Below are 12,864 nucleotides of genomic sequence, written 5' to 3'. Positions count from 1 at the left end.
CTACGTTCCTATGAATATTGCTTATGCTTCTATTTTAATGCAGCAGATAGAGCTATATGTGATTAGAATCACAATGTAGTTCAAATTAAAAATATTTAGGGATTTCCCTATTCTGCTTCAAGGGATAAAGGTAAGCAGCTGAAATTGAGTTAAAAAAAAGGACCAGCTAGCTGGTCCCTTAATTTAATTTATGAATGATGGACTTTGACTCAAATGGGTGAAATATTCAGCAACTTCCCGTGCAGCCCGGGATGGACGCCAGCCGCGATTTTTTCCATCTGTGTACTATGAACCATAAGAAATTTATTTTTCTTAGTCAGCAGTAGGTTCCCCCGGCTACCTTCTCCCGCTTCAAGTGGCATATTCGTTCCTGCCGGAAGGATCACAATCGTCAAATATCCTTCACTGTCAACTTTACAGGGAGCATAATGAAGTGTCGTTGAATATATCTCGACAACCGTGTTTTTAGGCTGAAAAAACACCTGAACATTTGCACTGTCATAGGAATTGTCCTCAATGTCCTGTACTCTGCCGACAAGATGAATACAGTCTGTAGCGGCAATCACCACCTCGCTGCCCTGATGATATTCCAGCCCGGTCAGACCCGTATTCTGACCTGCGCAAAAACCAGCCTGAATTGGAAGTTGGCCGTACACCTCATCTTGAATCCGGTGAATTACACCGAAGTCTTCGAGTTCTGCGACCGAAGGTACATAATGGTTTCCCTGATCGGGTACGCTGGTCGTTTCTTTTGCATACTTGATAAGCTCTGTGGTATTAAAATGAGGCAGCAGCCTTCCATACGGGCGGAATGCTTCGCTCATTACCTCATAAATAACCAAAGGTGCATTGATTTGATTTAGTCTTTCCGTAGTCTTCATAGCTTGACCTCCAGCAATGAATCTCCTGTGTACACTCGGTTATTTCCCAGCACCTTAACGTCAGAGTATTCGGCTGTATTCGTCACAATAATCGGTGTAGTCATGTCATAGCCCAGAGCTTTAATTGCTCCAATATCAAACTCGACCAGCAGTTGACCTTTGGTAACCCGATCCCCTTCTGAGATATGCGTTTTAAAATGCTGTCCTTTCAACTTGACGGTGTCCATACCGATGTGAACCAAGATCTCCGTTCCTCCATCCGATACAATACCAATCGCATGGCCTGTACGGAAGGCATTAGCTATAGTTCCGTTGAATGGAGAGAGCAGTTTGCCATCCTCAGGCACAATAGCAACGCCTTTACCCATGGCTCCAGTAGAGAACACTTCATCAGATATCTCGGATAACGGTTTGACAGTACCCGTCAGCGGGCTGGAAATATTCTCGTTCGTTAGCGCAGGAGCTGGGGTTGCAGCTTCTTTCTTCTCTTCATGGACTGCAATCATTTCTGTTTCCATGGAATCATTAAATCCAAAGAAATACGTGGTAATGGCTGTGAATATATAAGCTACGATAATGGCAATTACGAATCCGGCAAATCCTGTGCCGAAGAATATCGGCAGGGATGCCAAGCCCGGTATACCTGGAGCAATTGCCACGGAACCCGCCGCACCTGTGATTGCCCCGGCGATAGCGCCCCCGATAATAGCCCATACGAACGGTTTTTTGTAGCGGATACTAATCCCGTAGATGATCGGTTCCGTGATGCCAAACAAACCTGTTATCGCTGCAGGCCCGGCAATCGCTCTCACTTTTGGATTTCTGGTTTTAAGGAATACACCCAGTGCCGCACCTGCTTGTGCAAAGTTAGAAGGCGCAAATAATGGTTTCAAAGTATCATGACCGTATACCGCAATGTTATTGTACATGATAGGAATAAACGCCCAGTGGAGCCCCATAACAACTAACATCTGCCACCCGGCACCTACAATGACTCCCGCTACAATCGGACTCAAATTGTATAAGAAAGTGTAACCCTTAGCCAGCCCCAAGCTCGCATATATTCCAATTGGTCCAACCGCAATCAGAGTCAAGGGAACAATGACCATCAGACAGATAAGTGGCGTTATAAAATTTTTCACGCTATCATGAATTACTCTATTCAGGAATTTCTCCAGAATGGATAGCAACCAAATTGCGATAATCACTGGAATAACCGAAGAAGTATAACTCATAAGAACAACAGGAATATTGAAGAACGAAATATCCGTTTTATCGTTATACAAAGTAATAATATTCGGATACACCAGAGCCCCTGCTACCGCAAGCGCAACAAAGGTATTGGCTCCAAATTTCTTCGAAGAGGTCACAGCAATCGCGATCGGCAGGAAATAAAAGATACTGTCTGCGGCAGCGAACCAGATCGAATAGACACCACCTGTTTTGGTGAGCCATCCTAACGAGACGAGCATTAATAAAAGCCCTTTCAAAATCCCCGAAGCTGCCAGTGCCCCCAAAAATGGTGTAAAAATACCGGAAATAATGTCCACCGTTTTGTTGAACCAGTTGCCTTCAGGAGCAGCGGATGCATTCGATTTGTCGTCATCTCCAAGGCTACTGATCTTTAAAATGTCTTTATATACGTCCCCTACCGTATTTCCAATGACCACTTGATATTGTCCACCGTTTTCAACAACTGTAATAACCCCGGGAATATTTTGTGTTTGGTTCTTGTCGGCCTGATCCCTGCTATTTAATTTAAATCTTAACCGAGTGGCACAATGCACCAAGCTAGAGACATTTCCTTCTCCGCCAACGGACGCTAAAATGTCTTTTGCCAGTTTTTCATCGGACATACTGCTCGCTCCTTTATCCTCATTTGGCATTTTTCTATAAAAGTAAACGTTTACATGGATGGTGGTAATTCAAAGACTCTACGCGCACTCCAAGGAGTACGAAAAGAATATAGAGTCTCTGAATTACACGGGGTCAATCGTTACCGGCTTCTTCCTACCATTCTCTTGATTGTATGTCTGCGTCCTTTAATGGACAGCGCAAGCTGGTATACGTTCTCAGGAAGAGGTGTTCCTGCATAACCACCATCTCCAATGGCATGAATATCCGCGCCCGTCTGTTTCATCATGAGTGCGATCCAGGCAATCGTTTGAACATCTGCCCCTTCAACTGAGCTGTTCAGGAAAGAAAGAGCAAGCGTTCCGGGTTTATATGAATGGACAAATTCTACACATTGTCTGACGTGCTCCACTGTAATACCATGTCTGGAGCCAGGTGCAGGCAACGTAATAACGTCAGCACCAGAATCGATCAAGTCTTTAATAATTTCATTGGAAGGTCTCTCGCTCAGTGGATCACCCAATACTTTCTCAATGGTTCCGTCTTCCCATTTTCCGGCGCAGATCAGGATTTTGTCTCCCAGTGTTTCTTTTGCCAGCTTGGTAGCCTCAATGATCCGTTCAAAGGTTGTACCTGCGGAAGGATTTCCTCCCAATACGATAAAGTCAGCTCCAATCTCTAAGGCACGCAGGAAGTTCTCTCTGGAAGCGATTCTTCCTTCTTTGGCCTCCACATATTGTTCTCCCGCAACCTGAGCATCCGGGCTTGGACACTCAAAATAAATACCGAGCGGAACACCGGCCCATTCCTTGATTTGCTTCAGGCTATACGGCTTATCAGCCAGCTTGCCATGCTTCATTTCACGCAATCCGATATTGGATTCTTCCTTGATCATATCAAAGCCATTCAGCATAACCATATCTGCGCCGTAAGCTGCTTGGATCTCCGCATTGGTAACGCCATCGACCAGGCCGGAATTCAGCATCACATGATGCTGTCCCATAATGACACGCCCTTCAGAAGCCAGAATGGATTCTTTTAGGTCTGCTGCGCTAAATTTCAAAATATCCGTTTTCGTGCTCGCGATTAACCTTTTTGCCAATGTAATCTCCTCCAAGTCATTTATGTTTTAAGTGGTCGTTTGTCAGCACAAATACTGTTCCTCGATGTCGGATATCATCTTGATGCGGTCACCATGGCGTCCTCCTTCAAACTCAGCCTCCAGCCATGATTTCACTATCATTTTCGCCAATTCGCTTCCAACGACACGTGCACCGAATGCAAGAACATTTGTATTGTTGTGCTGCTTGGACAGCTGTGCAGAGTAAGGCTCGCTGCATACCACAGCCCGAATTCCCTTGACTTTGTTGGCCGAGATGGATATTCCCACGCCTGTGCCACAAATCAGAATACCTGCGTCAGCCTGCTTTCCGACCACAGCCTCTGCAACGAGCTTTCCATACTTCGGATAGTCAGTTCTTTCTGAAGTTTGTGGTCCATAGTCCATGACCTCATGACCCAGTTCATTAAGATAGGCTGAAATCATCGTCTTAAGCTCTACAGCCACATGGTCGCTACCGATGGCAATTTTCATGGCTTTATTCCTCCCCGAATTAGATATTTTTTAATCTGTTAATGATGGTTTTGTAAGATTCTTCTTTACCAAACAAAGTGGATGTCCCCAGAACGAATCCCTCAACCCCGTAGTGTGTCAATTCGTTGATCTTCTCTTCGGAGATAGCCCCATCAACCACGATTGTATAATTCAATCCCTTTTCGTGTTTAAAAGCTTGCAGTGCTTTAATCTTGTCGTTCACGAAGGGTAAATATTTTTGCCCTGCAAAACCCGGATTTACGGTCATGACCAGCACATAGTCAACCATGCCAAGTAAAGGTTCCACCGCAGCAATGGCTGTTCCCGGATTAAGAGCGATTCCCGCTTTTACCCCGCTTCCAACAATTCGATCAATGGTACGCGTCGGATGCATGTCGGCCTCCGGGTGAAAATAAATGATGTCTGCACCCTTATCAGCAAATAAATCAATGTAGGCGGAAGGGTTGTCTATCATCAGATGTACATCCATTGTTTTTTGAGTTTGTTTACGGATAAACTCCAGATCCTGAAGCCCCATTCCGAAATTAGGGACAAATCTACCATCCATAATATCAATATGATAAATATCCACATTGGCTTCTTCCAGCGCGTTTACTTCATGTTCCAAGGAGCTGAAATTAGCGCACATCATGGAAGGACATAATAGCATACTCATTCATAATCACCCTTCTTCTAAAATAGAGTAAACGATTACTCAAACGACATAATCTGTTTTCCATTTTCCAAAAAGCAGCAGTTGATCTTTATGCCCTTTGGTATTGAATAAATCAGTAGAGAAAACGTTTACCCATTGAAAAAATAACAACAGTTCATGGCTCGAACTCCATCACTTGTTGGTTTCTCACACATCATATGGATTCTGAACTCTCTTGGGTAAACGATTGGGTAAACGATTACATTTAACATAATTAAAGTTATCATTTTCTGATATTGTTGTCAAACCATTTTTTTGTTGGATATTAAACGGGAAAGTTTACAGCATAATAGAGCACAGCTCGACCATCTTACTCTGGAGAGGTAAAACAGTACCTATGCTCACCTCTCCCTTGGCTAATGCAAGATGATATCTGACCACGAAACTAGGTGGTACTGCGTTGTATCAATCGTACTGGGATGGAATAATGCTGCTCTTGTTCCATCTTGTCTCCACTCAGCATACGAAGCAGCATACTGGAAGCTTTATCTGCAAGTGTTTCTTTATCCTGTTCAATTGTGGTCAATGGTGGATTACAATATTGGGAAATTGTGTCATTATCAAAACCCACTATCTTGACTTCACCGGGGACCTGTACTCCGAATTTCTGTAACGCCAGTAATCCGCCCAAAGCCAACCAGTCATTAGTTGCAAAAATACCGTCAAACCGCAGTCCTTTTTCCAAGACATGTTTAATAGCAGCCTGTGCGGTCTCCAGAGTAGGCCCATCATTGCGAACTGCAACCAAGCGGTCCTCGGATGGATGCAGTCCATGCTTTTGCAGAGCATCTTTATACCCGTACAGACGCTCATTAACAGAGGATAGATTGTTTTGCTTGGTCAACAGCAAAATTTCCTTGCAGCCTTTGTTAATCAGCTCCTCTGTCGCCAAAAATCCACCCTCATAATGATTGGACTCAATAAAAGCTACGTTCGTATTAATCTTTGGTCGTCGGTCAATACATACAATCGGAATGGGACGTTTAAGCAATTCCGCAGAAAGCTCCTCCTGACCCGAAATGCAGATCAGACCATCTACCATTTTTCCATCCAAAGTTTTCAAATATTCTCGTTCCTTCTCCGCATCTTTAGCAGTATTACATATAATGGTAGAATATCCTTGTTTAAAAAAGAAGCTTTCCACTTTTTGTACAATGACTGAAAAAAATTCATTATTAATATCCGGCACCAAAACGCCAATCGTCTGTGATTTACTCATCCGCAGGCTTTTGGCGATGCTGTTAGTCTCATATTGGTACTTTTGGATTACTTCAACAACCTTCTGCCGTGTTTCCTCAGAGAAGCGACCATTCTCGTTAATCACACGGGAAACCGTAGCTACAGAAACTCCACTTAACCTGGCAATATCCTTTATGGACACTTGATTTTTTTTCATATTATTTCCCTCAAATAATTATATTGAGTAAACGTTTTCCTGATTGGAGATTAACATAATCCTAATATGGGTGTCAACTGACACACTAGCATAGAAAGAGTTTTCCGCCAAAATACGAAGAGACCACAAGTCAACATACCATTTAATGAGTAAATACAACCTTTATAAGGAATACTTTAGGAACAACTTGTATCTTAAGGAAAAATGAATTAATCGTATGGAGGTGATCATCATGTGGTCTAAAATAATTTCTTATATTCCAAGCTGGAGTACACTCTTTCAAGCAGGCCTCGCATTGATTATTCCTTTAGGGATTTATTATATAAACACCTCGATTTATTCGTTTGTTGGCAGTAAGGGAGCGAAATCCAAGCATTCTTCTGGTCGTTCTCTTTCCGACGAACATAACGAAGGCCACGCTGATCAGCAGCATGAACCAAGCTCCAAAATTACAGGGAATTATGATTCCGACTTAAAGTCGATCCAAGAAGCTATAGGCGAAAATAGTGATGTGCATTTTCGTGAGTTTGTAGTAAAGAAATATCATGCACGGTCCGTTTTAGTCTTCATAGATGGTATGCAGGATGAAAAGCTAATGAGCAAGCAGGTATTGGAGGTCTTGATGTTTGACGGCCAGCAGGCCCCACAGGAACAGCAGGAAAGTATAAATAGCTCTTTTATAAAAGAAAGCTTGATGCCGCTTACGCAAATTAGTGAAGTTGCTGATATGGAGGACCTGCAGGAGTCTATACTTTTAGGGCATACTGCCTTATTAATTGAAGGAATGAAGGGAGCACTGCTGGTAGGCTCGCCTAATGGCGCCATTCGCTCCGTCAATGAACCAACCTCTGAAGCATTACTTCGGGGTCCCAGGATCGGTTTTACGGAGGTATTAAGTGAAAATACTTCGATGCTTCGACGCCAAGGCATAAACAAAAGTCTGGAAATGAAGAAATTCCAAGTGGGAAGCCGAATCAAAAAAGATCTGGTTGTCGCGTACATCAAGGATATTGTGAATCCGGATCTCCTCGAAGAAGTAAACAGCAGAATTTCAAAAATAGACATGGACTTTTTAGCTGAATCCGGTTATGTGGAGCAACTTATTGAAGACAATTATTTAAGTCCGTTCCAGCAGGCTCACAACACTGAGCGCCCCGACCGTGTCATGAGTGCCTTGTTGGAAGGAAGAGTAGCGATTCTGCTGGATGGTACTCCCTTTGCACTTATTGTTCCGGTGACCTTCAGTATGCTACTCCAATCTCCCGAGGACTATTATGAGCGCTGGATTCCAGGGACACTTTTACGCGTGTTACGATTTTGCGGAGCTTTTATAGCGCTTATGGGTCCTGCTTTATATATCTCTTTCATATCGTTTCATCCCGGTTTGATTCCAACCAAGCTGATTATTAGCATCATCGAGACCCGTCAAGGCGTTCCTTTTCCATCTGTCATAGAAGTTATGATTCTGGAAATCTCTATCGAAATCCTGCGGGAAGCCGGCATACGATTGCCCAAACCTATCGGTCCTGCCATGGGCATTGTGGGAGGCTTAGTCATCGGCGATGCTGCTGTCAATGCGGGCATTGTTAGCCCGTTCCTGGTGATTGTGGTTTCGGTTACTGCCATCTCTTCGTTTTCGATACCGACATATAGTGCGGGCATTACCTTGCGTCTTTTGCGTTTCGTCGGCATGCTATTTGCAGCAATCCTGGGCATGTTTGGAACCGTATTGTTCTTTCTGTTAATTTGTATCCATCTGACGAAATTAAAAAGCTTTGGCGTACCGTATGTGACTCCCTTCTCCCCTATGCGTCCAAGCGACTGGAAGGATGTGTACATTCGAGCCCCTATATCTCTGATGAAACGAAGACCCGTTATGATGAAAACTCAGCAAAGCAAGCGCAAATCATAGCACCCGGAGAAAGGAGGAAGGATTGTGTTTAGACGTTCTGATGATAAGATTACATCCAAACAGGCGGCAGTATTCCTGACCAATACGGTATTAGGCGCAGGGATTTTGACACTGCCGAGAGGTGTAACTGAAACGGTAAAGACTCCGGATGCATGGCTCTCTGTCCTGCTTGGCGGATGTATTGTCATATTAGTGGTGTTGCTCATGGTAAAATTAAGCCAACAATTTCCCGGAAACACTGTGTATCAATACTCCAGGAGAATCGTCGGTATCATTCCAGGAGGATTTTTAAGTCTATTATTAATCATATACTTTATCATCATCGCTGGCTTTGAGATTCGTGTTTTAGCTGAAGTGACGATTTATTTTTTGCTTGAAGGGACACCCATATGGGCGATTGTGATTCCATTCATCTGGGTGGGAAGTTATCTGGTTTTTGGAGGTATTAATCCCATTGCGCGGTTATACCAGATTGTACTCCCGATCAGTCTCTTCTTTTTACTCATCTGTTTTGTCCTTAGCCTAAGGATCTTTGAAATTGACCATCTTCGTCCTGTATTGAGTAGCGGTATTCTTCCAGTAGTTAAGGGGCTAAAGTCGACTGTCCTTGTTTTCACTGGATGTGAAGTCATCATGACACTGGTCGCTTTCTTACAATACCCTGAAAAAGCCATAAAGGCCATGGTAGTGGGAATCAGCATCCCTTGGGTATTATACTTTTTGACCGTAGTTATGGTAGTTGGCGGGTTATCGGTGGACTCTACTATGACAAGTACCTGGCCCACCATTAATTTAATGCGCAGCTTTGAAATCTCCGGATTTCTTTTTGAACGTCTTGAGTTTCCGTTGCTGGTAATCTGGATGATGCAAATGTTTTGTAATTTCTGCAGTTTTTTCTTCAATGCATCCTTAGGTGTCTCACAGGTATTTGGCCTTAAATATCGTTATGCGATTTTCGGCTTAATCCCAATTATCTTTATCTCCACAATGACTCCTGTTCGTATGATGGAAGTGTTTAGCCTAGGCGATGCGATCGGATACATGGGAATCATTTTATTTTTTCTGGTCCCGGTACTTCTCTCCATCGTTTTCATGATCAGGAAGAAGGGAATGAAGCAAAATGTATAGGCAACAAATCCTATCTTTGCTGCTTGCCTTCATTCTCCTGGTAACTCAAGCCGGTTGCTGGAGCAGCAGAGAAATAGAAGAACTAAGCATGTATACAGGACTGGCTCTGGATAAGGGTGAGCCCAGCACAGTGGAAAAGGACCTGGAAAAGGAAGGCAGCCGTTACTTCAAGAAAAATAAAATTACTGCCACTGTGCAAATCGTCCCCAAAAAGACTTTTGGAAACACGGCAAAACAAGGTGGTGGACAAGGGCCAAACTATATTAATATAGCTGCCACCGGGGATTCTTTACTTGAAATCTTCCGGCAATTATCCCTCCGTCTGGATCGCCCGATTATTGGTCACCATCTAAAGGTCATGGTGGTTTCCACCAAATTGGCAGAACAACAGACGATGCAGCAATTGATGGATTTTGTGCTTCGTGATAATGATATTCGTCCGAGTTGTTTTGTTTTCTTAAGTAAGGAACGTGCAGCTGATACCTTAGTTACCAAATATAAGGACGAGGTCCCATCCATTCATATTCTATATATGCTTCGTAATCATTTCAGAACCAGCAAGGTGATGAGGGGAGTCAATTTGTCTGAGTTGGATGGGTTGATGCACTCCAAAAAAAGCTATATATTGCAAAACATTTCTGAATCCGATGGAGAATTAGAATTTTCGGGTGCTGGTGTTATTAAAGGAGACACCGGTCACTGGATCGGTAGTTTGGGACAACAAGACGTAGAGAGCATTGCATGGATTAAAGGTGATGTTGAGGGCGGAGCTGTCAAAACGTATGACAAGCGGAATGAAGCTATAACTTATGAGATCAAATCGGTAAAAAGCAAAATAACAGCTAAGGTGACCGAGGGTAACGATATCTCGTTTCACGTAAAAATTGAATCCAAAGGACGTTTAATCGAAAACTGGGATGAGAAAGTGAACCCGACAGAGACACGAAACATGAAAGAGGCTGAGAAAGAATTTGAAAAAGAAGTGACTAGAAGGATTAAGTCTCTTATGCACAAATTACAATCAGAATATAAAGTCGATGTCGCCAGTTTTGGTGAACGTTTAAATATTGAGCAGCCTCAAGTGTGGAAAAAAGTAAAGGATGATTGGGATTACAAATTCAGCAAAATACCCGTAACCTTCGATATAAAATTATCTATTACGGATTTAGGCTCATCTGCCGAATGAAAGAGTCGAATTGGCCTTATATAAAAGCCAATTCGACTTAAGATTCGCGGTTGTCTTCATAACCATCCAACACTGCAACGGTCGCTCCTGAATTTCCAGAAGCGGCTACACGCTTAATTCAAATTGATTTTAAATACATCCCCTGCATGGCCACCTAAAACGATCAAGCCACCTTTGGGCAGTACAACCGAATTGTTATTGCTAGCAGTTGAAAATTGTACAACCGCTCCGTTTTCATCATAGACAGCGAAGCCTCCGCTTTTTGGAAAATCAACGGTCATCGTTTTATTGGCTGAGTTTTTATCTATTTTATACCATGTGGCTTGGCCATTAGATGGTATGGTGTACACTGATTTTCCTCCCAAGATAGGTTTAACAGCATCTTCACTGATATAGGATTGTCCATCTATGGTTAAATACTCCGAACCATCCTTGGTATAAAAATTCAGATCAAATGCATCTCTTCCACTCATAACAGGAATCTCAACGGCATTTACTGCTTTATTCTCATCCACAATTTTAGTACCACTTGCGTATCCATCATGATCAACGGATATTTTTTTTGTTATAAATGAGGGGGCCAGATAAAATATGGAAGATATCTTTTCATCCAAAGCATAATAATTTTTCCCGTTTCTATTTTCCCATGCCTTTTTAACTGTAGTATTTAGAGGATTGGCATCAAGCTTTTGATATTCATAAATCACCATAACCATTTGGCCTAATCCCGGAAAGTTTAAATAAATGTTAGCCTTAATATACGTTTTCCCGTTTTTTTGTTTGTCAAAGCTTACGGCTACACTGCCATCACTGCTTTTGAATTGTCCATCACCTGTATACACATATTTTTGCGCCGGGACGAATCCATCCAAAAAAGCAGGTAAATCAAACTCACCGTTTTTAATCTCTACATTGATGGTTGTACCCACAGAACCGTATAATCCCGAATAAGAAAGTAAATCAGATGGCATTTCCACTTTTACAGGAGCCTCAAATGTTTTATCCGGTATGATGTCTTTAATGATGCCCTTATCTTTTAAAACTTCCAATAAAACGTTAGAAGCAAAAATACTATCTAAGATGGAAGACCCTCCAGATGAAAGCACAGCCATAGAAATTTGATGCTCTGGTATGGTGATCAAAGTAGAGTGATACAAAACAGTATCCCCACCCTTGGATAGCGCAGTTATTCCGTAATCACTAAACGGTGCCAACTGAACCGCATCCCAGCCAAGCCCATAATTAAAGCTGTTTGTCTCTTCAGGTACCCATATTCCTTTTCGATATTCATGACTTTGCATGGACTTCGCCGATTGTGCAGATAAAATATCGGGTCTGTTCCCCATTAATACTTCTGAAAACATAGCCACCTCTTCTGCGGTAGAGTATAAGCCCCCTGTCCCGATGACATTGGCATTTTCAACGGGTAAGGCCCCCTCAATCGCAGGAAAATAAGTTTTGGACAGCTTTTGTCTGTCAAACTGATCGAGTGGTGTTTTCGTAGAGTTCAAACCCAAAGGGGCACTAATATGCTTTGCCAGAAATTCGGTATAACTTAGACCACTCACCCGTTCAACCAATATTTCAAGCAATTGAAAACTATCATTACTATATACAGAATATTCGCCGGGGTTGGATTTTAAAGTTTCTGATCGTAATCTCAGCAATAGCTCATCATGATTTTCTGTATCATTGTCATTAAATAACATACTATTTTTATAGTGGGCACCGTAAAGACCCGACGAATGATTTAACAGCATACGTGGTGTAATTTGTTTGTACCTTTCATCAGCCATTGTAAAGTCCTTAATGTATGTTGTTAGCGGCTGATCAATATCTACCTTATGGGCATCCACCAGCATCATCGTTGCAGCAGATACATACATTTTGCTTGTAGAGCCTATACCGAACATCGTATCCTTGGTGATTGGCTCGTTGGTTGCTTTATTCTTTACACCCACGCTATCCGATAATACGATGTTTCCATGGTCCCTAATGGCATACTGCACACCGCTAGCACCGTATTTGGATACCAGCTCCGAGGCCAGATTGCGAGCCTTTTCCTTAATGGGTTCAGGATTGTCTTGAGCAAAAGCATTCGTCATCGGCAGTACAAAAAGCATAGCCGAAATGAACACAGCTATTATTTTCTTCATTCCATATTTCCTCCTCTTATGGGTTCCCCAATTATTACTGGA

General features: G+C 42.7%; 10 protein-coding genes. 3 read left to right on the top strand and 7 right to left on the bottom strand.

The genetic code is table 11. From position 1 onward, the window contains the following. Window positions 1-209 precede the first annotated feature (209 nt). The 6 genes from MKX59_RS24230 to MKX59_RS24205 all read right to left on the bottom strand — a co-directional run bounded on the left by MKX59_RS24230 (window position 210) and on the right by MKX59_RS24205 (window position 6,440). Window positions 210-881, bottom strand: coding sequence for a DUF4867 family protein (locus MKX59_RS24230; RefSeq protein ID WP_023986897.1), 672 nt, complete (start codon window positions 879-881; stop codon window positions 210-212). Beyond that, window positions 878-2,737 (bottom strand): beta-glucoside-specific PTS transporter subunit IIABC, encoded by a 1,860-nt coding sequence (locus tag MKX59_RS24225; RefSeq protein WP_340859116.1) that lies wholly within the window; start codon window positions 2,735-2,737, stop codon window positions 878-880. The genes MKX59_RS24230 and MKX59_RS24225 overlap by 4 nt, the downstream gene beginning before the upstream one ends. A gap of 140 nt (window positions 2,738-2,877) precedes the next feature. Beyond that, window positions 2,878-3,837 (bottom strand): DUF7916 family protein, encoded by a 960-nt coding sequence (locus tag MKX59_RS24220; protein WP_023986895.1) that lies wholly within the window; start codon window positions 3,835-3,837, stop codon window positions 2,878-2,880. Window positions 3,838-3,879: 42 nt separating this feature from the next. Next, a complete protein-coding gene (gene rpiB / locus MKX59_RS24215; RefSeq protein WP_340859114.1) occupies window positions 3,880-4,329 on the bottom strand; it encodes a ribose 5-phosphate isomerase B in 450 nt (149 codons plus the stop codon). Window positions 4,330-4,348: 19 nt separating this feature from the next. Then, the gene (gene rpe / locus MKX59_RS24210; protein WP_025719989.1) at window positions 4,349-5,005 is read right to left on the bottom strand and encodes a ribulose-phosphate 3-epimerase; all 657 of its coding nucleotides are present in this window, start codon (window positions 5,003-5,005) and stop codon (window positions 4,349-4,351) included. A gap of 424 nt (window positions 5,006-5,429) precedes the next feature. After that, window positions 5,430-6,440, bottom strand: a complete 1,011-nt coding sequence (locus MKX59_RS24205) for a LacI family DNA-binding transcriptional regulator (RefSeq protein ID WP_068941340.1) — start codon at window positions 6,438-6,440, stop codon at window positions 5,430-5,432. Between the two features lie 232 nt (window positions 6,441-6,672). Between MKX59_RS24205 and MKX59_RS24200 the strand changes: the two genes are divergently transcribed. Genes MKX59_RS24200 through MKX59_RS24190 form a run of 3 tightly spaced genes read left to right on the top strand, consistent with a single transcriptional unit; the run spans window position 6,673 to window position 10,666 of the window. Further along, window positions 6,673-8,352, top strand: a complete 1,680-nt coding sequence (locus tag MKX59_RS24200; RefSeq protein ID WP_068941338.1) for a spore germination protein — start codon at window positions 6,673-6,675, stop codon at window positions 8,350-8,352. A 24-nt stretch (window positions 8,353-8,376) separates the two neighbouring features. Continuing rightward, window positions 8,377-9,480, top strand: a complete 1,104-nt coding sequence (locus MKX59_RS24195) for a GerAB/ArcD/ProY family transporter (RefSeq protein ID WP_068941337.1) — start codon at window positions 8,377-8,379, stop codon at window positions 9,478-9,480. Further along, window positions 9,473-10,666 (top strand): Ger(x)C family spore germination protein, encoded by a 1,194-nt coding sequence (locus tag MKX59_RS24190; protein WP_023986889.1) that lies wholly within the window; start codon window positions 9,473-9,475, stop codon window positions 10,664-10,666. Before MKX59_RS24195 ends, MKX59_RS24190 begins: the two co-directional genes overlap by 8 nt. Window positions 10,667-10,779: 113 nt before the next feature. Here the strand turns inward: MKX59_RS24190 and MKX59_RS24185 are convergent, their stop codons facing one another. After that, entirely contained in the window at window positions 10,780-12,822 is a 2,043-nt protein-coding gene (locus MKX59_RS24185; protein WP_340859109.1) for a serine hydrolase domain-containing protein, read from the bottom strand. Window positions 12,823-12,864 lie beyond the last annotated feature (42 nt).

This window comes from Paenibacillus sp. FSL R7-0340 (assembly GCF_038002205.1).
GTDB classification, from domain to species: Bacteria; Bacillota; Bacilli; order Paenibacillales; family Paenibacillaceae; genus Paenibacillus; species Paenibacillus polymyxa_B.
The sequence above is the reverse complement of the archived record's forward strand: the minus strand, read 5'-3'. Positions and strand labels throughout refer to the sequence as shown.

What these genes read in the sequence shown, in the direction of transcription:
- MKX59_RS24230 (WP_023986897.1), bottom strand. Translation starts at nt 881, where the DNA reads ATGAAGACTACGGAAAGACTAAATCAAATCAATGCACCTTTGGTTATT.
- MKX59_RS24225 (WP_340859116.1), bottom strand. Translation starts at nt 2,737, where the DNA reads ATGTCCGATGAAAAACTGGCAAAAGACATTTTAGCGTCCGTTGGCGGA.
- rpiB (WP_340859114.1), bottom strand. Translation starts at nt 4,329, where the DNA reads ATGAAAATTGCCATCGGTAGCGACCATGTGGCTGTAGAGCTTAAGACG.
- rpe (WP_025719989.1), bottom strand. Translation starts at nt 5,005, where the DNA reads ATGAGTATGCTATTATGTCCTTCCATGATGTGCGCTAATTTCAGCTCC.
- MKX59_RS24205 (WP_068941340.1), bottom strand. Translation starts at nt 6,440, where the DNA reads ATGAAAAAAAATCAAGTGTCCATAAAGGATATTGCCAGGTTAAGTGGA.
- MKX59_RS24200 (WP_068941338.1), top strand. Translation starts at nt 6,673, where the DNA reads ATGTGGTCTAAAATAATTTCTTATATTCCAAGCTGGAGTACACTCTTT.
- MKX59_RS24190 (WP_023986889.1), top strand. Translation starts at nt 9,473, where the DNA reads ATGTATAGGCAACAAATCCTATCTTTGCTGCTTGCCTTCATTCTCCTG.
- MKX59_RS24185 (WP_340859109.1), bottom strand. Translation starts at nt 12,822, where the DNA reads ATGAAGAAAATAATAGCTGTGTTCATTTCGGCTATGCTTTTTGTACTG.